Source organism: Mycolicibacterium septicum DSM 44393, from assembly GCF_000455325.1.
GTDB classification, from domain to species: Bacteria; Actinomycetota; Actinomycetes; order Mycobacteriales; family Mycobacteriaceae; genus Mycobacterium; species Mycobacterium septicum.
Genome location: NZ_HG322951.1, coordinates 1,418,395 through 1,439,113 on the forward strand (window position 1 = coordinate 1,418,395; position 20,719 = coordinate 1,439,113).

General features: G+C 67.3%; 26 protein-coding genes and 1 riboswitch. Of the genes, 10 read left to right on the plus strand and 16 right to left on the minus strand.

The features are described 5' to 3' along the window. Positions 1 to 93 precede the first annotated feature (93 nt). The 6 genes from TX88_RS06525 to thiC form a co-directional block, all read right to left on the minus strand. Positions 94 to 363, minus strand: coding sequence for a DUF3303 domain-containing protein (locus TX88_RS06525; RefSeq protein ID WP_044515513.1), 270 nt, complete (start codon positions 361 to 363; stop codon positions 94 to 96). Continuing rightward, positions 360 to 1,739 (minus strand): cytochrome P450, encoded by a 1,380-nt coding sequence (locus tag TX88_RS06530; RefSeq protein ID WP_044515514.1) that lies wholly within the window; start codon positions 1,737 to 1,739, stop codon positions 360 to 362. Before TX88_RS06530 ends, TX88_RS06525 begins: the two co-directional genes overlap by 4 nt. Before the next feature lie 46 nt (positions 1,740 to 1,785). Then, a complete protein-coding gene (locus TX88_RS06535) occupies positions 1,786 to 2,331 on the minus strand; it encodes a septum formation family protein (protein ID WP_044515516.1) in 546 nt (181 codons plus the stop codon). Continuing rightward, complete coding sequence (locus TX88_RS06540) at positions 2,328 to 2,954, minus strand: alpha/beta hydrolase family protein (protein WP_044515517.1); 627 nt, start codon at positions 2,952 to 2,954, stop codon at positions 2,328 to 2,330. Before TX88_RS06540 ends, TX88_RS06535 begins: the two co-directional genes overlap by 4 nt. Continuing rightward, positions 2,951 to 3,787: a bifunctional hydroxymethylpyrimidine kinase/phosphomethylpyrimidine kinase gene (thiD, locus tag TX88_RS06545; protein ID WP_044515518.1), complete on the minus strand. Its 837-nt coding sequence runs from the start codon at positions 3,785 to 3,787 to the stop codon at positions 2,951 to 2,953. The genes TX88_RS06540 and thiD overlap by 4 nt, the downstream gene beginning before the upstream one ends. Continuing rightward, positions 3,784 to 5,391, minus strand: a complete 1,608-nt coding sequence (thiC, locus tag TX88_RS06550; RefSeq protein ID WP_044515519.1) for a phosphomethylpyrimidine synthase ThiC — start codon at positions 5,389 to 5,391, stop codon at positions 3,784 to 3,786. The genes thiD and thiC overlap by 4 nt, the downstream gene beginning before the upstream one ends. Beyond that, a riboswitch (TPP riboswitch) is annotated at positions 5,382 to 5,490 on the minus strand. Its footprint overlaps the gene before it by 10 nt. Positions 5,491 to 5,693: 203 nt before the next feature. On the opposite strand from thiC, the gene TX88_RS06555 reads away from it, so the two are divergent. Genes TX88_RS06555 through TX88_RS06570 form a run of 4 tightly spaced genes read left to right on the plus strand, consistent with a single transcriptional unit; the run spans position 5,694 to position 9,784 of the window. Continuing rightward, positions 5,694 to 7,451: an MFS transporter gene (locus TX88_RS06555; protein WP_044515521.1), complete on the plus strand. Its 1,758-nt coding sequence runs from the start codon at positions 5,694 to 5,696 to the stop codon at positions 7,449 to 7,451. Positions 7,452 to 7,502: 51 nt separating this feature from the next. After that, positions 7,503 to 8,366 carry an LppU/SCO3897 family protein gene (locus TX88_RS34665; protein ID WP_044515522.1) on the plus strand — a complete coding sequence of 288 codons (864 nt, stop codon included), beginning with the start codon at positions 7,503 to 7,505 and terminating at the stop codon, positions 8,364 to 8,366. Between the two features lie 42 nt (positions 8,367 to 8,408). Then, positions 8,409 to 9,050 (plus strand): class I SAM-dependent methyltransferase, encoded by a 642-nt coding sequence (locus tag TX88_RS06565; protein ID WP_044515523.1) that lies wholly within the window; start codon positions 8,409 to 8,411, stop codon positions 9,048 to 9,050. Next, on the plus strand, positions 9,047 to 9,784 hold the full coding sequence (locus tag TX88_RS06570) for an LOG family protein (protein WP_044515525.1): 738 nt from the start codon (positions 9,047 to 9,049) through the stop codon (positions 9,782 to 9,784). The genes TX88_RS06565 and TX88_RS06570 overlap by 4 nt, the downstream gene beginning before the upstream one ends. A gap of 12 nt (positions 9,785 to 9,796) precedes the next feature. Here the strand turns inward: TX88_RS06570 and TX88_RS06575 are convergent, their stop codons facing one another. From TX88_RS06575 to TX88_RS06585, 3 genes are read right to left on the minus strand one after another with little or no spacing between them, the layout of a single operon-like run. Next, positions 9,797 to 10,609 (minus strand): exodeoxyribonuclease III, encoded by an 813-nt coding sequence (locus TX88_RS06575; protein ID WP_044515526.1) that lies wholly within the window; start codon positions 10,607 to 10,609, stop codon positions 9,797 to 9,799. Positions 10,610 to 10,626: 17 nt separating this feature from the next. Further along, complete coding sequence (locus TX88_RS06580; RefSeq protein WP_044515528.1) at positions 10,627 to 11,535, minus strand: N-acetylglutamate synthase, CG3035 family; 909 nt, start codon at positions 11,533 to 11,535, stop codon at positions 10,627 to 10,629. Next, the gene (locus TX88_RS06585) at positions 11,535 to 12,128 is read right to left on the minus strand and encodes a peptide deformylase (protein ID WP_044515530.1); all 594 of its coding nucleotides are present in this window, start codon (positions 12,126 to 12,128) and stop codon (positions 11,535 to 11,537) included. The genes TX88_RS06580 and TX88_RS06585 overlap by 1 nt, the downstream gene beginning before the upstream one ends. A 127-nt stretch (positions 12,129 to 12,255) precedes the next feature. Between TX88_RS06585 and TX88_RS06590 the strand changes: the two genes are divergently transcribed. From TX88_RS06590 to TX88_RS06605, 4 genes are read left to right on the plus strand one after another with little or no spacing between them, the layout of a single operon-like run. Further along, the gene (locus TX88_RS06590) at positions 12,256 to 12,567 is read left to right on the plus strand and encodes a nucleoid-associated protein NapA (protein WP_044515534.1); all 312 of its coding nucleotides are present in this window, start codon (positions 12,256 to 12,258) and stop codon (positions 12,565 to 12,567) included. Between the two features lie 48 nt (positions 12,568 to 12,615). Next, positions 12,616 to 13,086, plus strand: coding sequence for a LytR C-terminal domain-containing protein (locus TX88_RS06595; protein WP_084621825.1), 471 nt, complete (start codon positions 12,616 to 12,618; stop codon positions 13,084 to 13,086). Positions 13,087 to 13,096: 10 nt separating this feature from the next. Then, positions 13,097 to 13,804 (plus strand): superoxide dismutase[Cu-Zn], encoded by a 708-nt coding sequence (sodC, locus tag TX88_RS06600; RefSeq protein WP_044515538.1) that lies wholly within the window; start codon positions 13,097 to 13,099, stop codon positions 13,802 to 13,804. Beyond that, a complete protein-coding gene (locus TX88_RS06605) occupies positions 13,785 to 14,915 on the plus strand; it encodes a glutamate--cysteine ligase (RefSeq protein WP_044515541.1) in 1,131 nt (376 codons plus the stop codon). Before sodC ends, TX88_RS06605 begins: the two co-directional genes overlap by 20 nt. Before the next feature lie 106 nt (positions 14,916 to 15,021). Here TX88_RS06605 and TX88_RS34955 read toward each other — a convergent pair whose 3' ends face one another. Beyond that, positions 15,022 to 15,201: a hypothetical protein gene (locus TX88_RS34955; RefSeq protein WP_244438374.1), complete on the minus strand. Its 180-nt coding sequence runs from the start codon at positions 15,199 to 15,201 to the stop codon at positions 15,022 to 15,024. Here TX88_RS34955 and TX88_RS34960 point away from each other — a divergent pair. Further along, positions 15,200 to 15,343, plus strand: coding sequence for a hypothetical protein (locus TX88_RS34960; RefSeq protein ID WP_244438375.1), 144 nt, complete (start codon positions 15,200 to 15,202; stop codon positions 15,341 to 15,343). The genes TX88_RS34955 and TX88_RS34960 overlap by 2 nt on opposite strands. Here the strand turns inward: TX88_RS34960 and TX88_RS06615 are convergent. Further along, complete coding sequence (locus TX88_RS06615; RefSeq protein ID WP_044519156.1) at positions 15,321 to 16,322, minus strand: Lrp/AsnC family transcriptional regulator; 1,002 nt, start codon at positions 16,320 to 16,322, stop codon at positions 15,321 to 15,323. The two genes, TX88_RS34960 and TX88_RS06615, sit on opposite strands and share 23 nt — an antisense overlap. A 61-nt stretch (positions 16,323 to 16,383) precedes the next feature. On the opposite strand from TX88_RS06615, the gene TX88_RS06620 reads away from it, so the two are divergent. Continuing rightward, on the plus strand, positions 16,384 to 17,010 hold the full coding sequence (locus TX88_RS06620; RefSeq protein WP_044515543.1) for an LON peptidase substrate-binding domain-containing protein: 627 nt from the start codon (positions 16,384 to 16,386) through the stop codon (positions 17,008 to 17,010). Between the two features lie 48 nt (positions 17,011 to 17,058). On the opposite strand, the gene TX88_RS06625 is transcribed toward TX88_RS06620, so the two are convergent. From TX88_RS06625 to TX88_RS06645, 5 genes are read right to left on the minus strand one after another with little or no spacing between them, the layout of a single operon-like run. Continuing rightward, entirely contained in the window at positions 17,059 to 17,964 is a 906-nt protein-coding gene (locus tag TX88_RS06625) for an SAM-dependent methyltransferase (RefSeq protein WP_044515544.1), read from the minus strand. Next, a complete protein-coding gene (gene mnhG, locus TX88_RS06630) occupies positions 17,951 to 18,304 on the minus strand; it encodes a monovalent cation/H(+) antiporter subunit G (protein WP_044515545.1) in 354 nt (117 codons plus the stop codon). Before mnhG ends, TX88_RS06625 begins: the two co-directional genes overlap by 14 nt. Beyond that, complete coding sequence (locus TX88_RS06635; protein WP_044515547.1) at positions 18,301 to 18,585, minus strand: monovalent cation/H+ antiporter complex subunit F; 285 nt, start codon at positions 18,583 to 18,585, stop codon at positions 18,301 to 18,303. Before TX88_RS06635 ends, mnhG begins: the two co-directional genes overlap by 4 nt. Further along, positions 18,582 to 19,115 carry a Na+/H+ antiporter subunit E gene (locus TX88_RS06640; protein WP_044515549.1) on the minus strand — a complete coding sequence of 178 codons (534 nt, stop codon included), beginning with the start codon at positions 19,113 to 19,115 and terminating at the stop codon, positions 18,582 to 18,584. Before TX88_RS06640 ends, TX88_RS06635 begins: the two co-directional genes overlap by 4 nt. Further along, positions 19,115 to 20,716: a Na+/H+ antiporter subunit D gene (locus tag TX88_RS06645; protein WP_044515550.1), complete on the minus strand. Its 1,602-nt coding sequence runs from the start codon at positions 20,714 to 20,716 to the stop codon at positions 19,115 to 19,117. Before TX88_RS06645 ends, TX88_RS06640 begins: the two co-directional genes overlap by 1 nt. Positions 20,717 to 20,719 lie beyond the last annotated feature (3 nt).

The following is a 20,719-nucleotide window of genomic DNA, read 5'->3' on the forward strand; positions in this document are numbered from 1 at the left end:
CCCGCCGCACCACCGCTCAGCAGGCGGCACCGCGAGCATAGCTGCGCGCCGGTCTGCTCACCGGCGGAAAGGCAGGCAGCGCTGGCCAGGAGGTCAGAACAGCTTGGCGATCACCTCGCCGGCCTCGGTGTCCTCCACGCAGGGCGTGACGTCGAAGGTGAGGAACTCGCCCCATTCCGCCACCGACTCGAACATCAGCTTGGCGTCGTCGGTCTCCACGATGGCGAAGCCCTGGCCGTTCATCCCCCACCAACGGCCCAGCATCGTCGATCCTTCCGGAACCTGGCCGCCGGTCTTCTTGAACTTCTCGATCCCATCCCGGTAGTTCGCCTGCGACTGAGTCCAGTGCACTATGAATTTCATGGCGTACTCCTTCTGGTGATGCGGGCCGGGATCGGCCCCGCGGCGATGACGGTGAAGGGGGTCTCCACCGGGAAGTCGTCGTGCAGGGAGGTCACGGAGACCTCGCGCACGATGGTCGCCAGCGCCAAGGTGGCCTCCAGCATGGCGAAGTGATCGCCGACGCAGGATCGCGGACCACCGCCGAAAGGCAGGTACTGCCAACGGTTTCGACCGGCCGAGCGCTCGGGGGTGAATCGGTCCGGGTCGAAGGTCAGCGGATCGTCCCACAGCGTCGGGTCGCGATGCATGACATAGAAGTTGACCATCGCCATCGTGCCGGCCTCGGCGCGGTAGCCGTCGACCGTCACCTCCTCGTTGAGCATCCGAGGCGTGCCGGCGCCGGGCGGGCACAGCCGCAACGCCTCGTGCAGCACCCGCACGGTGTGCTCGAGGTGCGGCACGTCCTCGGGGGTCGGCGTGCGGTCGCCCAGTGCCGCGACTTCTTCGTACACGCGAGACTGCAGCCCGGGGTTGCGGCCCAGCGCCCACAGCGAGTAGCACAGCGTCGTCGAGGTGGTGTCATGCCCGGCCAGCATGAAAAGCACCAATTCATCGCAGATTTCGTCGTCGGTCAGCTGCCGGCCGGTATCCGGGTCGCGGGCCTGGATGAGCGCGCGCACCAGCGGCGCGTCCCGATCGGGATCGGTCCGCACGGCGGCGAGGATCTCGGCGCCCAGCCGATGCAGGCGGGCGTTGGCCGCCTTGGCCCGGCGCTGGCCGCCGGTGGGCACCCACTGCGGGAAGTTGACCGGCCGGACCGACCGATCGGAAATCCAGGACAAGGCGGTACGCAGCGCCGGGCCCACCTCATCGGCCCGCTCGTCGAGATCGACGCCGAACACCGACCGGCCCAGCGCCCGCAGCGTGAGTGCTCGGCACGCGACATCCAGATCGACGGTCGTACCGTCGCGCCAGCCATCGGCGATCGTGTGCGCCGCGGCGGCCATGTGCCCCGCGTACTGCGGGACGTTCCGCTTGGTGAACATCGGCTGCAGCGTGCGCCGGCGCGGCAGCCAGCGCTCATGCGGCAGATTCAGCAGGTTGCCGCCCATGAGCCGGCGCAGTTCCACCATGTTGATGGCGGTGCCGCGATCGGCGACCGAATCGCGGCGACCCAGGACATCCCGGGCTCCCTGCGGGGAGGTGACCAACAGCACCGGGGGGATCAGCCACCGGGGGCCCAGCACCATCCGGCTGACGGGGCCTCCGGCGTCGCGGAGCCGCTGATGCCCCTCGATGAAGGACCGCATCGACTTGATTGTTTGTCGGTAGGACAGGGGATTGCGCGGTGCGAGCGGCAGGGTGGCTGCGGCCGTCCGCGTATCGATCTCGACCATGCGTCGAGTGTCTGGCCGCGCGGTCTGGGCGGCCTAGAGTAGCGCGTTACTCTATTTTTCCCGTGCGGGGATTCTTGCTGGTAGCGATGCATGTCACGCTGCGGTCCCCGCGTTGCCAGGAGTCCGCCGTCGGGTACAAGACGAAGAGCTGGATGCCCGATTCCGAGTTGGCGTTCGGGGCGTACTCATTGAGTGCCGGCGCGCACTTGTCGGCGTACTTGACCACCGCGGCGTCGCCGGGGAAAGCCCCGTCGGGCAGTGGCAGCACTGCGAACACCTCACCCTTGTGCGGCTGATCGCAACTCACCGTCTTGACGTACAGCACGCGGCTGCTGTCGGGGATCTCGGTAAGACAATCGCCCGACCGGACCTGGCTCGCCTCGGTGGTGCCTCGGTCCCGCGCGAAGTAGAACACCGCACCCGCGGCGACCACGATCGCCGCCAACACCACGACACCCAGCAGCGCCCACTTGGGCGCCGAGGATTTCTTCGGCAGCGCCGAGAACTGGTCAGGACCGGTGGAATACGGCTGCGGAGGCGGGGGCGGGTAGTTGTGGCCCTGCGGGCCGTGGGGACCGGGCGGGTAGGTCATGGTTCGACGATATCGACTGCCCGTAACGCCGCATCCACCGCGAGGGCGGGCACGTCCAGGCGCTTGGATCCGAGGTCGTGGCGGGCACCCTCGATGACGACGAGCTCGGTCGGTCCGCTCACCAAAGCCGCGGCGGCCGTGAGTTCCTCGATCGTGCCGAACGGGTCGGAGGTGCCGTGGGTGAACACCGTCGGCACCGTGATGCGGGACAGATGCTCGGTGCGGGCGCGTTCCGGCTTGCCGGGCGGATGCAGCGGGTAGGAGAACAGCGTCAGCACGTCGGGGCCTGCCCCGTCTGCCGTCACCATCGAGGTCATCCGGCCGCCGTAGGAATGCCCGCCCGCGATCACGGGACCATCGGCCAGGGTGCGGGCCAGCGCGATCGCCTCGGCGATCCCTTCCTGGTCACCGGCCGCCGATCCCGTCGGTGGTCCCTTCGGCCTGCGACGGCGGTACGGAAGGTTGTAGCGGATGGCCAGCCAGCCGCGAGAGGCCCACTCGTCGCAGAGCTTGACCAGCATCGCCGAGTCGCGATTACCGCCGGCCCCGTGGGTGAGGACGACGACGCCCTGCGCGGGCCCCTCCGGCTCGTGCGCGACGCCCGCGATCGCCTCGAGGTTCACGACTGCAACCGGAACAGCGCGTTCACCGGGCCATGGCCATGACCCAGCGGATAGGCCGCGCGGATACATTCGGTCACCCAGGCCTTGCCGAACTCCACCGCCTGGGGAACTGAATAGCCATGTGCCAGAGCGCAAGCCGTCGCGGCGGCGAGGGTATCGCCGGCACCGTGGTCGTTGCCGGTATCGACCCGCGGCGCCCGGAACTCGTGGAAATCGGTGCCGTCGAACAGGAGGTCCGGGCTTGCCGATGACGAGCGCAGGTGCCCACCCTTGACCAGCGCCCACTGTGGGCCGAGGGCATGCAGGGCGCGTGCCGCGTCCCGTTGCGATGCTTGGTCGACGACCTCGAAGTCCACCAGCAATCGCACCTCGTCGAGGTTCGGGGTGACCAGCGTGGCCAGCGGGAACAGTTCCGTGCGCAGCGCGTCCAGTGCACTGTGATGCAGCAGGGGATCACCGTGCATCGATGCGCACACCGGGTCGACGACCAACGGCACGGTTCCGGACAGCCCCTCGGCCCGCCAGGTCTCGGCGATCGTGGTGATGATCTCCGAGGAGGCCAGCATCCCCGTCTTGGCGGCCTGGATGCCGATATCGGAGGTCACCGCCGAGATCTGGCCCGAGACGACGTCGAGCGGGATCTCGTGGAAACCCTTGACGCCGACCGAGTTCTGCACGGTCACCGCGGTGACCGCGACACAGCCGTGCAGGCCGAGCATCGCGAAGGTCCGCATGTCGGCCTGGATCCCGGCACCACCGCCGGAGTCGGACCCGGCGATGGTCATCACCCGCAGCGGGGTGCCACCCGCAGGCGTCAACGGCAAGTAGTTCACGTCGTCAAGGGTAGATAGACGCGGTTGCCGTGGTCGGCGAACTCCTGGGACTTGGCTGCCATGCCCGCCGCGATGTCGTCGGGCACGCCGTCGGGATAGGCGTCCCTGATGTCCTGCGTGATGCGCATCGAGCAGAACTTGGGGCCGCACATCGAGCAGAAGTGCGCCGTCTTGGCCGGTTCGGCGGGCAACGTCTCGTCGTGGAACTCGCGGGCAGTGTCGGGATCCAGCGACAACGCGAACTGATCGTGCCAGCGGAACTCGAACCGCGCTTTCGAGAGCGCGTCGTCACGCTGCTGCGCCCGCGGGTGCCCCTTGGCGAGATCGGCGGCGTGCGCGGCGATCTTGTAGGCGATCACCCCGTCCTTGACGTCCTTGCGGTCGGGCAGACCCAGGTGTTCCTTGGGCGTGACGTAGCACAGCATCGCGGTGCCGGCCTGGGCGATGATGGCCGCGCCGATCGCCGAGGTGATGTGGTCGTAGGCCGGGGCGATGTCGGTGGCCAGCGGGCCGAGCGTGTAGAACGGCGCTTCCTCGCAGAGCTCTTCCTCCAGGCGCACGTTCTCGACGATCTTGTGCATCGGGACGTGGCCCGGGCCTTCGATCATCACCTGCACGCCATGGGATTTCGCGATCCCGGTCAGCTCGCCCAGGGTGCGCAGCTCGGCGAACTGGGCCTCGTCGTTGGCGTCGGCGATCGACCCGGGCCGCAGCCCGTCGCCGAGCGAGAACGTCACGTCGTAGCGGGCCAGGATCTCGCAGAGTTCCTCGAAGTGGGTGTAGAGGAACGACTCGGTGTGATGTGCCAGGCACCAGGCCGCCATGATCGACCCGCCCCGGGACACGATCCCGGTGACCCGCTTGACGGTCAGGGGGATGTAGCGCAGCAGCACCCCGGCATGCACGGTCATGTAGTCGACACCCTGCTCGCACTGCTCGATCACGGTGTCGCGGTACATCTCCCACGTCAACTTGGTCGGGTCGCCGTTGACCTTCTCCAGTGCCTGGTAGATCGGCACGGTGCCGACCGGAACCGGCGAGTTGCGCAGGATCCATTCCCGCGTCTCGTGGATGTTGCGCCCGGTGGAAAGGTCCATGATGGTGTCAGCGCCCCACCGGGTGGCCCACACCATCTTGTCCACCTCCTCGCCGATCGAGGAGGTGACAGCCGAATTGCCGATATTGGCATTGACTTTCACGCCGAACGCCTTGCCGATGATCATCGGCTCGGCCTCGGGGTGGTTGTGGTTGGCCGGAATCACCGCGCGGCCCCGTGCGACCTCGTCGCGCACCAGCTCCGGCGAAACTCCTTCGCGTTCAGCGATATACGCCATCTCGGCGGTGATCTCCCCGGCGCGGGCCCGCTGCAGCTGGGTGCCGCGGTCGTGGATCACGTTGGGACGCGGCGGAAGACCGGTGTTCAGGTCGATCACCGCATCGTCGTCGGTGTACGGGCCCGAGGTGTCGTACAGGTCAACGTGTTCACCGTTGGTGAGATTGACCCGCCGGAACGGCACCCGCATCCCGTCGATCTCGCGGTAGACCTTGGTGCTTCCGGTGATCGGACCGGTGGTCACAGAAGGGTCGACAAAAAGGTCGGTCATGAAAATCTCCCTACGCCGGCATTACCCGGTCAGGTTCGTACGGTCGACGGGCGTACCCGTCCTCTCAGCGCGCTCGTGCGCACTCCCGCGTGTGTGGTTTGCAGGCCCCAACCTAGCGCAGACGTCGGGGGCGGGGAACCCCGGAGGCCGCCGTTTCCGACACCAGGGCTGTGTGTCGGGCCGGTCTACGTCCCTGACGTGGAAATCGGCGATCGCGAGAGATTCGTGGCCCGCTCCGATTGCCCGCACATGATTTGTATAGCTAATATATGTGTTTTGCACATGACTAGAGCGAAGACGGAATGACGACTGAGATCAGGAACGCCGCCGGCGGCGGCGACGCCGCCCAGGTCGAGACCGCCGACCGGCGCAGACGGATGGATCACGACCACCCGTTCTACAAGTGGGTGGTGCTGTCCAACACCACGTTGGGCATCCTGCTGGCGTCCATCAATGCCTCGATCGTGTTGATCTCGCTGCCGGCGATCTTCCGCGGCATCGGGCTGAACCCGCTCGCCCCCGGCAACGTCAGCTATCTGCTGTGGATGTTGATGGGCTACCTCGTGGTGACGGCGGTGCTCGTCGTGCCGTTCGGACGTCTCGGCGACATGTTTGGCCGGGTCCGCATCTACAACCTCGGCTTCGTGGTGTTCACCCTGGCCGCGATCGCCCTGTCCTTCGATCCGTTCCAACTCGGTGGCGGCGCCGTCTGGCTGATCGGCTGGCGCGTCATCCAGGGCATCGGCGGCGCGATGCTGATGGCATCGTCGTCGGCCATCCTCACCGACGCCTTCCCCGCCAATCAGCGCGGCATGGCGCTGGGCACCAACATGGTCGCCGCCGTCGCCGGGTCGTTCCTCGGGCTGCTGATCGGCGGCTTCCTGTCCGAATGGCATTGGAAGGCCATCTTCTGGGTGGGTGTCCCGATCGGCATCATCGGCACCATCTGGAGCTACCGCTCCCTGAAAGAACTCGGTGTCCGCACCGCCGGACGGCTCGACTGGGCCGGCACGCTGACCTTCGGGCTGGGCCTGACGGTGCTGCTGATCGGCATCACCTACGGGATCCAGCCCTACGGTGACTCCACCACCGGCTGGACCAGCCCGTGGGTACTGGGCTCCATCGTCGTCGGCCTGCTGCTGCTGGTGGCGTTCTGCATCGTCGAGCTGAAGGTGTCGTCGCCCATGGTCGACGTCCGGTTGTTCAAATCGGCCGCGTTCGGGATGGGCAACCTGGCCGGGCTCATGTCCTCGGTGGGCCGCGGCGGGCTGCAGTTCATGCTCATCATCTGGTTGCAGGGCATCTGGCTGCCGCTGCACGGCTACAGCTTCGAGTCCACCCCGCTGTGGGCGGGCATCTACCTGTTGCCGGTCACCGTCGGATTCCTGGTTGCCGCACCCATCGCCGGGTCGCTGTCCGACCGCATCGGCGCGCGGCCGCTGACCGTCGGCGGCATGCTGCTGATGGCGGCCACCTTCGTGGCGCTCCTGCTCATCCCGGTCAACTTCGACTACTGGGTGTTCGCGATCCTGGTGTTCCTCAACGGCCTGGGCGGCGGCATCTTCACCGCCCCCAATACCGCGGCCATCATGTCGAGCGTGCCTGCCGATCAGCGTGGTGCGGCCTCCGGCGTGCGGTCCACCTTCTTCAACGCCGGCAACTCGCTGTCGATCGGCATCTTCTTCTCACTGATGATCGTCGGGCTCGCCAACACACTGCCGACGGCATTGACCACCGGCCTGACGCAGCAAGGTGTTTCGGCCTCGGTGGCCCACGACGTGGCGAACCTGCCCCCGGTCGGCAGCCTGTTCGCGGCCTTCCTCGGCTACAACCCGATGGCCGAACTGCTCGCGCCGTACGACGCGCTGCATCAGCCGGGCGTGAATGCGGACGTGATCACCGGGCAGACATTCTTTCCGCAGCTGATCACCGAGCCGTTCCATTCCGGCCTGACAGTGGTGTTCACCGCCGCGGCCGTGATGATGGTGATCGGTGCGGTGGCGTCGATGTTCAGCGCGGGCCGATATGGCACGGAGGCCGGGGCTGACAACGAGGCCTGAGAGGCCTGTCAGCAAACCGATTTCTGGTCGCCCCGTGGGATACTCGCCGCCATGGTCGCTCAGACACTGGCCGCCGCCGGAAGCGCCGCAGAATCCGCGGGCTACGTCATCGGCACGCTGCTCATCCCCGGGTTGGGGCTGCTGCTGCTGATCCTCGGCCTGGTTCGGCGTTCGTCGTCGTCGAAGCCGAGCGGCCAGCCCGGGTACCCGCCGGGCGCCTATCCGCAACCTGGGTATCCGCAGGGGTATCCCCAACAGGGCTACTACCCGCAACCCGGCTACCCGCAGCAGCCCGGCTACCCGCCGGCACCGCCACAGTCCTATGGCGCGCCACCCAAGAAGTCGGGCACCGCAATGATCGTGATCGGTGCGGTTCTGCTGGTGCTCGGCCTGTTGGGATTGGCGGGGCGGATGGCCACCCGCGCGTCGGAGTCGAGCTCGAGTTCCAGATCCGTGTCGAGCTCGGCGCCGAGCGCGAGCTCAGATTCCGGGTCTTCGAAGTCCGGGGGCTCTGGTGATTTGGCGGTCGGGGAGTGCATCACCGGCGTTCAGTACGCCACGGCGGGCAGCGATCTCACCCCGACCGACTGCAGCAACCCGGACGCCATTTACGAGTTGGTGTCCAAAGGTGGCGGATCCGCGACGTGCCCGGACGGCAAACGGGCCGACTCCGACTACAACGTGCTCATGGACGAGACCCGCACCTATTGCTTCATCCCCGACCTCGCGGAAGGCGCGTGCTTCAACATCGACGACAAGCTCATCACCGCGGTGGAATGCTCCGACCCGAAGGCATCCATCAAGATCGTCAAGCGGGTCGACGGTTCAACCGACCCCGGTGTCTGTGATTCAGGCTCAAACGCGGTGGCCTTCCCCGAGCCGGCGCGGGTCTACTGCGGGGGGAAGCCGTCGTAGCCGTCAGGCATCGAGCGTGCGGGCCGACCTACACTCGGGCCCGTGACCACCACACAGCGCCGCGGGTTCAACGACGCCATCACGAGCTTCTGGAGTTTCGCCGCACCGGCCTACGACCAGGGCTGCCTCCAGCGGTGGGTGTACCGACCCGCCCAGGATGAGGTGATCGCGCAGCTGAAGGAGCGCGGTGCCCGTACGATCGCAGATATCGCCTGCGGTACCGGCATCCTGGCCGATCGCATCCAGCGAGAACTGCAACCCGACGAGGTGTACGGCCTCGATATGTCCGACGGCATGCTCGCCCAGGCGCGCAAGCGTTCCGACCGGGTGCGGTGGAAGTCGGCCCCTGCCGAGGAACTGCCCTTCCAGGACGGCTTCCTGGACGCGGTGGTGACGACCTCGGCATTCCATTTCTTCGACCAGCCCGCCGCACTCGCGGAGTTCCATCGGGCGCTGGCGCCCGGCGGCATGGTGGCGGTGACGACGATGAGCCCCCGTCGGACCTTCCTGCCGCTGCACGCCCTGTCGGCCGGCCTGGGCGCTCCCGCGCACAGTCCCACCGAGAAGGAGATGCGCGCGCTCTTCGAGGCGGCCGGATTCACCGTGGCCGAACAACACCGGGTGCGCCGGGCGGTGTGGACACCGATCTCCGACGTCATCACCGTGGGGGTCAAACCGACGTGACCGAGAACGACGACAGCGAGCTCCAGATTCGCGGTTCGGTGCAATTGCGCCGGGACCGCTGCGCCACCTCGACCGCCGACCAGCGCCTGCTGGACCGGCGCGGCCCCACCGATTGGGTGCACACCGATCCGTGGCGAGTGATGCGCATCCAGGGCGAGTTCGTCGACGGTTTCGATGCCTTATCCGAAATGCCCAGGGCTGTAACAGTTTTCGGATCGGCCCGGACGGAACCGCATTCGCCGGAGTACCGGCTGGGCGAGGAACTGGGCATCGCGCTGGTGCGAGCGGGCTATGCGGTGATCACCGGGGGCGGTCCTGGCTCGATGGAGGCGGCCAACCGCGGGGCCAGCGAGTCCGGCGGCTACTCCGTCGGACTCGGTATAGAACTGCCCTTCGAGCAGCGCCTCAACCACTGGGTCGATCTCGGCATCAACTTCCGCTACTTCTTCGTCCGCAAGACCATGTTCGTCAAATACGCGCAGGCATTCGTGTGCCTGCCGGGCGGATTCGGCACGCTCGACGAACTGTTCGAGGCGCTGACCCTCGTGCAGACCCACAAGGTCACCCAGTTCCCGATCATCCTGCTGGGCGTCGACTACTGGTCGGGTCTGATCGACTGGATCCGCAACACCGTGCTGCCGGGCGGCAAGATCGATGAATCCGACCTCGCCCTCATCCACTGCACCGACAGCGTGGCCGAGGCCGTGGACCTCATCGCAGCGTCGGCGCGATAAGTGCCCTGAGCGTCAGCCCAGCTCGACCACGACCGGAGCGTGATCGCTGGGTGCGGTGGTGCCCTTCTTGGGGCGTCGCTCGTCCTTCACGATCTCGGCGCCGGTGACGCGCGAGGCCAGGCCGGGGGAGCCGAGGATGAAGTCGATGCGCATGCCCCTGCGCTTCTGGAATGCCAGCTGGGTGTAATCCCAGTAGGTGTAGATCCCCGGGCCTTCCGTGAAAGGTCGTACCACATCGGTGAATTGGGCGTCGTGCATGGCCTGGAACGCTGCCCGCTCGGGCTCGGACACATGCGTGCTGCCGTCGAACGCGGCCATGTCCCAGACGTCCTCGTCCTTGGGTGCGATGTTCCAGTCGCCTACCAGCGCGATGGGCTTCTCCGGCTCGTCCTTCAACCAGCCGGAGGCCGTATCCCGCAGGGCGGCAAGCCAATCCAGCTTGTAGGCGTAATGCGGATCGGCCAGCGTGCGGCCGTTGGGCACGTACAGGCTCCACACCCGCACCCCGCCGCAGGTCGCTCCCAACGCTCGGGCCTCGGCGATGGCCTCTTCCTCGGGCTTGCTGCTCCAGGTCGGTTGTCCCGCGAACCCGATCTCGACGTCGTCGAGGCCGACCCGCGAGGCGATGGCCACGCCGTTCCACTGGTTGAGTCCGATGTGCGCGACCTCGTAGCCCAGGGCCGCGAACGGCATCATCGGGAACTGCGCGTCGGTGCACTTGGTTTCCTGCATCGCCAGCACGTCGACGTCTGCACGCTCCAGCCAGTCGACCACGCGGTCCACTCGGGTTCGGATCGAATTGACGTTCCAGGTGGCCAGGCGCATGGGGTTAGAGGTTACGGTCAGCGCGAACCGAGGACATCCTCGGCCGCGACATAACGGGTTTGGTGGTGCAGCCGGAAACCCAGCGCGGTGTAGAGCGCGATGGCCGCGTGGTTGTCGACCTCCACCTGGACGTAGGCCTTCCCGGCGCCCGTCTGGGCGCCCCACGCCAGCAGTGCCTCGCACACCGCCCGGGCGTGGCCGCGCCTGCGGTGGGCAGGGGAGACGCGGACCGACGAGATACCCAGCCACGCCACGCCGTCCGGGGCCGTCGTGACGGCGCCCCGGCCGACGGCGCAGTCGGGAACGGTTGCGAAGGTGAGCACTCCGTCGACCACCGCCGTCAGTACGTCGGCGGGTACCTCGCGCTCGTAGATCGTCAGCCACTGCGCGTCCGGTTGCTGTGCCAGCGTGACACCGGCCGGTTGAGAGGCGTCGGCGGCGGGCAGCTCACGCACCATCACCCGGGCCGGCTTGATGCCCGGGGTGCGGATGGGCAGCAGCCGCTCCGGCAGGGCCAGCCACGCCGGCAGGTCGCGCTCGCGGTACCAGTCGCGCACCGCGGACAGATCGGCGATCTGCGCCGACACGCCCAGCGGGATCGCCGAATTGGCCCGGCTGGTGACGCCGTGCCCGGCACGCAGCAGCCAACCGCCCAGCCATTGCTGCTCGACGCCGGGCCACGCCAGCGCCGCCGCGTGTTCGAGCGCACGGATTTCGGAGGCCCGCACCGGTGCGTGCGACAACTCCCGGACGCTGACGATGTCGGCAGGAGAGACGTCGACGAGCTCACCGTCCTTGGTGCGGATCAGCAGCGTCGGGTCGAGGCGCTCCAGATGCCCGATGACATCGGTGAGCGGCTTGGCCGACCCGGCGGGCAGCCGGTAACGCAGGCTGACCCGGGATCCGAGTGCGGGCAATGCCGGCATCAGTGGCCGAACGGGTCCGGGACCTCGCCGGGCATCCAGGACAGACCGGGTACACCCCAGCCGTTGCGCTTGACGGTCTTCTTGGCTGCCCGCGCATAGCGGCCCACGAGCCGGTCGATGTAGAGGAATCCGTCGAGGTGCCCGGTCTCGTGCTGGAGCATCCGGGCAAACAAGTCGGTGCCTTCGAGAGTGACCGGTGAACCGTCCGCATCGAGGCCCGTGACCCGCGCCCAGTCGGCCCGTCCGGTCGGGAAATTCTCACCCGGCACGGACAGGCAGCCTTCGTCGTCATCGTCGGGGTCCGGCATCGTCTCGGGAACCTCGGAGGTCTCCAGCACCGGGTTGATGACGACCCCGCGGCGACGCGTCGTGTGGCCGCGGGTCGGGGCGCAGTCATAGACGAACAACCGCTTGGCCACACCGATCTGGTTGGCGGCCAAGCCAACCCCGTTCGCGGCGTCCATGGTGTCGAACATGTTCTGGATGAGTTCGGGCAGGTCCGCGGGCAGCGAACCGTCCGGGCCAACAGGCACCGGTTCGGTCGGCGTGTGCAGAACGGGATCCCCGACGATGCAAATCGGAACGACAGCCATGGTGGGAAAGCTTATGTGAGCCGACTCGCGGGTTTATGTGTCACCCAGACCCAGCAAGCCGTGGTTGAATAATCGCCGAACCACAGCGATGTTATTTCTCACGTGTCGGAAGGGTCCAGGGAGCAATATGGACGGCGCCATGGCGCGGACTGAGCAATCCGGGGACGACTCTGACCTGAGCGATGGGCTCACCCGGCGAGAGCACGATATTTTGGCCTTCGAACGCCAATGGTGGAAGTACGCCGGCAGCAAGGAAGACGCGATCAAAGAGCTCTTCTCGATGTCGGCCACGCGGTACTACCAGGTGCTCAACGCGTTGGTGGACCGCCCCGAGGCGCTGGCTGCCGACCCGATGCTGGTCAAGCGGCTGCGGCGGATGCGGGCCACGCGGCAGAAGGCCCGGGCTGCGCGGCGGCTCGGCTTCGATATCACTACCTAAAGGTCACGCGGTGAGGGATCGGGCCGTTCGCTCGATACAGTGGTGGCGATGAATCAGCGAGACTCCTCCGGGTTGCCCCTTCGTGCCATGGTCATGGTGCTGTTGTTCCTCGGGGTCGTGTTCCTGCTGGTCGGTTTCCAGGCGCTCGGCTCAGACGACGACTCTTCGGATCAGTCGTCGTCCGTGTCCACGACCGCCGCGACGACCACCACGAAGACCTCGGCAAAGGCCGAACCCGCACCAGAGGTCAAGGCCGACGTGCGCGTGTACAACATCTCCGACGTCCCGGGCGCGGCCGAGACCACGGCCAACCGGCTGCGCGAGGCGCACTGGAATGTCACCGAGACCGGCAACCTGACGCTGGAGGGTGTCGCAGGCACCACGGTGTTCTTCGGTGAGGCGCCGGGCGAGAAGGAAGCCGCCGAATCGGTGGGCAAAGCGATCCAGGCGCCGGTCGAACCGCGGCGTCCGGAACTTCTCGAGCAACCACCGGGCGTGATCGTAGTAGTCACCGGCTAGGCTTTGGGCCATGCTGAAGCCCGTCAGTGTTGCCATACTGTTTGCCGCCCCTGTTGTCGCGCTGAGCGCCTGCAGCCCTCCCGGTCAGGTGCCGTCCGACACGCCCGGTACCACTCCGGCGATCTGGACCGGATCGCCGTCCCCGTCGGCTGCTCCCGGTGAGCACGGCGGGAGTGGCGCGCAGGGCACCAGTGGCGGAGAGACCCTCACCGCGGAGATCAAGACCGCCGACGGAACGTCCGTGGCAACGGCCGACTTCCAGTTCGCCGACGGCTTCGCGACCGTGACGGTCGAGACCACCTCTCCGGGCAAGCTGGCACCCGGGTTCCACGGCCTGCACATCCACTCGGTCGGTAAGTGCGAGGCCAACTCGGTGGCCCCGACCGGCGGCGCGCCCGGCGACTTCAACTCGGCCGGCGGCCATTTCCAGGTTTCCGGACACTCGGGGCACCCCTCCAGCGGAGACCTGAGCTCCCTGCAGGTCCGCGCCGACGGCTCGGGCAAGCTGGTGACCACCACTGACGCGTTCACTGCCGAGGATCTGCTCGGCGGCACGAAGACCGCCATCATCATCCACGAGAAGGCGGACAACTTCGCCAACATCCCGCCGGAGAAGTACCAGCAGGTTGTCGGCGGCGCACCTGGTCCCGATCAGGCGACCATGGCCACCGGCGACGCCGGAAGCCGGGTGGCGTGCGGTGTTATCGGCGCCGGCTGACAGCCGTATCGATTTCGCCGGGTCGCCCCGGCCCACTGTCGGCGTCGAATGGGAGTTCGCTCTCGTCGACGCCGACACTCGTGATCTGAGCAACGGCGCTGCCGAGGTGATCGCCGAGGTCGGCGAGAGCCCGCACGTGCACAAGGAGTTGCTGCGCAACACCATCGAGATCGTCACCGGAATCTGTGAGAACACCGGTGAGGCGATGGATGACCTGCGCGGCACCCTGGGCCCCGTGCGCAAGATCGTGCACGACCGCGGCATGGAGCTGTTCTGCGCGGGTACCCATCCGTTCGCGAAATGGTCGGCACAGCAGCTGACCGACGCGCCGCGATATGCCGAGCTGATCAAGCGCACCCAGTGGTGGGGCCGGCAGATGACGATCTGGGGTGTGCACGTGCACGTCGGGATCTCCTCGGCGCACAAGGTGATGCCGATCATCTCCTCGCTGCTGAATCAGTACCCGCATCTGCTGGCACTCTCGGCGTCGTCCCCGTTCTGGGAAGGCGAGGACACCGGGTACGCGAGCAATCGGGCGATGATGTTCCAGCAGCTGCCCACTGCGGGTCTGCCGTTCCAATTCCAGACCTGGTCGGAGTTCGAGGGCTTCGTCCACGATCAGAAGAAGACCGGCATCATCGACCACCTCAACGAGATTCGTTGGGACATCAGACCGTCGCCGCACCTCGGCACGATCGAGGTGCGGATCTTCGACGGAGTGTCGAATGTGCGTGAGCTGGGCGCGCTGGTCGCGCTGACCCACTGCCTGATCGTTGATCTGGACCGCAGGCTCGACGCCGGTGAACAGTTGCCGACCATGCCGCCCTGGCATGTGCAGGAGAACAAGTGGCGCGCGGCCCGCTATGGCCTGGACGCCGTGATCATCCTGGACGCGGACAGCAACGAGCGGTTGGTCACCGAGGACCTCGATGAACTGCTGAATCACCTTGAGCCGGTTGCCAAGTCACTGGGGTGTGCCGATGAGCTCGCCGCGGTGACCGACATCTACCGCGGCGGCGGCTCGTACCAACGACAGCGCCGGGTGGCCGAGGAGAACGACGGCGACCTCCGCGCAGTCGTCGACGCCCTGATCGGTGAACTCCAACTGTAAGGATGAGGGCTATGCGGCTGCGGATCGTGACGGGGATCGTTGTTGCGGGCTTCGCCCTCTCGGGCTGCGGCACAGTCACGGCCGGAACACCGATGGCCGATCCGGATCAGACCGGGATCTCCACCACCACGACCACCACACGCCGGCCGAGCGGAACGGCGTCGCCGTCGACCCCGGTTTTCCCGTCCCCCGGGACCAGTGGCAGGGCCAGCACCCCGCCACCCAACGGGATGTCGACCACCTGCCGGGAATACGCGTCGATGGATGAGGCGACCCAGCTCGGCATGGTCGAGTTGCTGGCGGAGAACGGCTATGCGGGGATGAAGAAGAATCCGTACATCTGGACCTCGTTCATCGGTGCCATGTGCGTGCTGGGTGACCGGGACGCGACCGTGGTCGACGCGATCAACAAAAAGGTGCCGGGCTGACATCTCGGGGATGAATTGCCTTGTAGTGCACCGTGAAGTAGGGCCAGGCCTGCATCGCGGTGACTCCGTCCAGGCCACGGATGCTCTCGTCGAGCACGGTGAGCAGGTCCTCGCCCCGGGCGGTGACCACCTCGGCCAGGACATCCCAACGACCGGCCGTCAGCGCCACATACGACACTCCTTCCACCCGGGTCAGCGCCTCGGCGACCTTCTGGGCGCCGGCCCAGCCGTCGGCGCGGAGCGCCACCCAGCTGCTGTGGCGGTAGCCCAGCCGTAGCGGGTTGGCGATGCACATCACCCGGGCCGCACCCGTCTCCACCATCCGGCTGTAGCGCGACCGGATGGTGGTCTCGGACAAGCCCAGCGCGGAAGCGAAGTCGCGGAAGGCGGCGCGGCCGTCGACGGCGAGGCGCGTCAGGATCGCGCGGTCGATGTCGTCGAGCGCACGCGGCCGCACCGCGCCGTCGGCCAGCACCCCGGACAGCCGGGCCTGCTGATAGTGCAACCGCAGGTAGGGAAGCAGTTCGACCGAGCGCACCCCCGGCAGCGTCGCGATCTTGCCGAACGCCACATCGTGAAGTTCGCGAGGGTCGGTGCAGACCAACTCCAGCACCACGCCATACGGCCCCGTCGTCGCCGTCACGTAATCGGATTCGGCCAGCAGGGCGAGTTCGGCGGCGAGTTCGACGGGCGTGCGCGATCCGTCGACGGTCAACAGGGCCAGCCCCAGCGAGCCGAACCCGAGGACCGCCGGATCGGTGATGGCGGCGATGGTGATGTAGCCCTCGTCCAGCAATCTCGAAACTCGGCGGCGTGCAGTCTTTTCCGTGATGCCCGCCCTGCGGCCCAGCTCCGCGTAGGGAATGCGGCCGTCAGCCTGCAGCAATTCGATCAGTTGGCGGTCGACCGCGTCGAGGTCGGTGTACCCCGGATCGGACAGCAGCGTGCGGGTTGCCTCAAGCTCCGCTGACGGTGGCATCATCCGAGGTTACCGGCTCGGGCGCATTGACCAACCCAAGGGCGAGGACGATCCTGGCCTCATGACGGTCTCACCGATGTTTCCACTCGAAGTGGCCATGTTGCCCGGCCAGGAGTTGCCGTTGCGGATCTTCGAACCGCGCTATGTGGCGATGGTGGGCGACTGTATGGCCATGTCGGAGCCGTCTTTCGGGGTCGTGCTGATCTCTGCCGGCCGCGAGGTGGGCGGCGGTGACCGGCGGTGCGACGTCGGGGCGCTGGCCAAGATCGTGGACTGCCAGGAGTTCGGTGTCGGCAAGTACCGACTGCTGTGCGTGATGGGTGACCGCATCCGGGTGCAGCGCTGGCTCGACGACGATCCGTATCCGCGCGCCGAGATCGAGCTGTGGCCCGACGAACCCGACGGCGCGGCGGACGCCGCCCGCATCAGCAACGTGGAGGACCGGATGGTGGCGCTGCTGGACCGCATCGGGGAGGCTCGCGGGACACCGATCCGCAGCCGCGAGATCGTCGAGTCGGCCAGCGTCGACTCGGAGAACCACTTGTACGCCTTGGCGGCTCGGTTGCCCATGGGCCAGGCCGACCGCTACGCGCTGTTGGCCGCGCCGTCGGAGGCGGCACGCGTCGAGGTACTCAGCGAGGCTGTGGACACCGTCACCGCGATGGTGGAGTTCCAGCTTTCGGAGTGAGCGTGGTCGAAGCGGCAACCACTCGCTGCCGAATCTCGGTCGTCCCGACTATTTTTCGAGCAGAACGCCTTCGACGAACTCCGTGGACATGGTGCCCTCGGTGGTATCGGCAGGCAGGGAGCGGTGGTAGCGCGCCATCAGGTCATCGGCGGGCAGTGCCCCGACGTCCCAGCAGTGTTCGTTGAGCCAGTCGGGGACGTGGGCGCGGTCCTCGACGAACCACAGCCGTTCCGGGTCAGGCAGGTCATCACCGGCCTCGGCGGCCTCAGCGCGCATCTGCGCGATGCGCTCACGGCGCTGGGCCAGGTGATCTTCGGAGAAGAACCCGGCGGTGAACGCCTCGACCGCGATCCGGCTGTCCCGTGCCGACAGTTCGGTGATGCGCTCGAACAGCAGGTCCTGCGCGTCGGCGGGCAGGTAGGGCAGCAGCCCTTCGACCGACCACGCCGTGGGCTCGCTCGCGTCGAAACCCGCATCCCGCAAGGCCTTCGGCCAATCCTGGCGCAGGTCGACCGGGACGGCGACGTGCCGGGCCTTGGGCGTAACCCGGTGGGAGGTCAGAACCTCCTCCTTGAACTGCAGCACCTGCGGTTGGTCGATCTCGAACACCACGCTGTCGTGGATCCAGGGCAGCCGCCACGCGCGGGCATCCAGACCGGCCGCCAGGATCACCGACTGACGGATACCCGCTGCGCCGGCGGCGAGGAAGAACTCGTCGAACCACTTGGTCCGGGACGCGGCGTAATTCCCGATGGCGCGGATCCGCTGGGCCATCGCGCCGGTGGGTGGGCGCCACCCCCGTGCTGCTGCCGCATCGAGGAACATCTGTGCGTACGGGTCGGTGAACAACGGGGTTTCCGAGACGGTCTCGTTGGCGCGTGCCATGGCGACCGCGAGCGCGGTCGCACCCACGCTCTCGGTGACATCCCAGCTGTCGTCGTCAGTTCTGGCCATCGCCTTCAGTCTCCCCGAACTCCGCCATCTCGTCGCGGGTCAGTAGGTTCTCCCGGTTGCGCTGCTCACGGTAGGCCAGCTGTCCTACCCGGTTGGCGATCACCGGCGCGGTGATCAGCGTGAACAAACCGGTGAGGATCAACATGCCGACATCGGCGTGGCCCCGGAGCCGGATCGCCGCGCCGACCAGCACCAGCAGCAGACCGAGCACCTGGGGCTTGGTCGCCGAATGCATCCGCGACATGGTGTCGCCGAACCGCACAATGCCGATCGCCGCGGTCAAGGCCAGCGTCGACCCGGCCAGGATCAGGACCGCGGTGACGATGTCGAGGATGTTCATGGCACCCACTTCTGCCGCGGTTCATCGGTATCGGGCACGCGGAATCGCGCCACGCTCACCGAACCGACAAAGCTGATCAGCGCCAACGCGGTCAGGCTGTAGGTCACCGTGGTGTCGAGGCTGTACGCGGCCCAGGTTCCGATACCGCACAGTGTGACGGCCACCAGGGTGTCCAGCGCGACCAGCCGGTCCAGGGTGCTCGGCCCGGCCAGCAGGCGAAACATCGTGATCGCGGCGGCGGCCGTCAGCATGACCGCGGCAATCGTCCATACGGTGCTCATGTGCCCTCCTTGTTGGCCGCAGGGCGCCAGTCCGACTCGCGCTCGAAGGCCGCCACCAAAAGCCGTTGCAGCGTGGTGATCTGGCTGTGGAACCGGTTGATCGCCCGGTCGGAACCCACGTCGACGACGTGTACGTAGATAAGCCGTCGCGTCTGGTCGATCTCCAGCACGATGGTTCCCGGGGTCAGGTTGATGATGTTGACGCCGAGTGCCAGGACCAGATCCGACTTGATCGCCAGATGCGCCCGCAACACCGCGTTGACCGGCAGCGGCCCCGGCCTGACCGCGAGCCACGCCATCTGGAACGAGGACATCACCAGCCAGACGGAGACCTGAAAGACCAACCGCGCCAGCGACAACAGATGGACCTTGCCCTCCACCGGCACGGCGGGCAGCGGCAGCAGCAAGGTGATCACCAAGGCGATGGCCAGGCCCGACAGCACGTTGGCCGCCGAGATGCTGCCCCACAACAGCACCCATACCAGCATCAGCCAGCACAGGATCCAGGCCCGGAGCAGCAGCCACCTCATCATCGCTCGTCACCTCCGAGCACCGCCGAGATGTACTGTCCACGGTCCAGCACTTCGGCCGCCGCGCGCTCGCTGTAGGAGAAGATCGGCCCGGCCGCCACGGTCAACGCCAGCCCGACCGCGATCAAAAGGCCTGTCGGAGCCAACATTCCCATCGGCATGCGTCCCACGCTGTCCCGGTCGGCGAATTCGATGTCCTCGATGTCGTCGAGCAGCACCGCCGGTGCCGCCCCGGCCAGGTGTCCCTCGGGTGCGTCGGCGCGAGCCCGCCAGAACGCCTTCGTCCACACCCGCGCCACCACGTAGAGCGTCAGCAGGCTGGTGACCACACTGCCGGCCACCAGGATCCAGGCCAGTGGCGAACCGTTCTCGGCGCCCGCCTCCAGCAGTGCCACCTTGCCGACGAATCCCGAGAAGGGCGGGATCCCTCCGAGGTTGAGCGCAGGCACCACGAACACGAACGCCAGTACCGGGCTCGCCGCGGCCAGCCCGCCCAGTCGTTGCAACGTCGAGGCCCCGGCCTGCCGCTCGATCAGACCGACGACCAAGAACAGCGTCGTCTGCACGACGATGTGGTGGGCCACGTAGTAGATCGCACCGGACATGCCGAGTTGGTTGGCGAGCGCGACACCGAACACCATGTAGCCGATGTGGCTGACGAGCGTGAAGGACAACAGTCGCTTGATGTCGCTCTGGGCGATCGCACCGAGGATGCCGATGACCATGGTGAGAAGGCCCGCCACCAGGAGGACGTTGTCCAGCCCGCCGCCCGGGAACAGCAGCGAATGGGCCCGGATGATCGCGTACACACCGACTTTCGTCAGCAAGCCGGCGAACACCGCGGTGACCGGCGCAGGCGCGGTGGGGTAGGAGTCGGGTAGCCACGTCGACAGCGGGAACACCGCGGCCTTGATGCCGAACGCCACGAGCAGCACCGCGAACAGTGCGGTGCGGGTGCCCGACGGGATGTCGTCGAGGCGCAACGCCAGCTCGGCCATGTTCAGCGTCCCGGTCGCCGCGTACACCAGCGCGATGCCGATTAGGAAGATCAGCGAGGACACCATCGACACCAGCACGTAGGAGATGCCCGCCCGGACGCGGTCCTCGCTGGCACCGATGGTCAGCAGGACGAAGCTCGCGGCCAGCAGCACCTCGAAGCCGACGAACAGATTGAACAGGTCACCCGCCAGGAACGCGGTGCACACACCGGCCGACAGCACCAGATAGGTGGGCAGGAAGATCGAGGTCGGCTGGCGTTCGTCGCCGTCGCGGATACCCTGCCCGATGGCGTACGCGACCACTGCCAGCAGCACGATGGCCGACACCACGAGCATGAGCGCCGAAAGCCGGTCCACCACCAGGGTGATGCCCAACGGCCCCATGCCCGGCACGCTCTGACCCCAGCCACCGACGTGCAGGACCAGCGTGCCGTCCCGGTCGGCCAGGTACACCAGCGCCGCGCACACCACGACCACCGCCGTCAGCGCGAACTGGGTGATGAGACGCTGCAACCGGGGCCGGCGCCCGGCCACGAGCGTCGCGGCCGCGGCGAGCGCCGGGATCAGCACCGGCAACGGGATCAGGGCCTGGGCGGCGTTCATGCG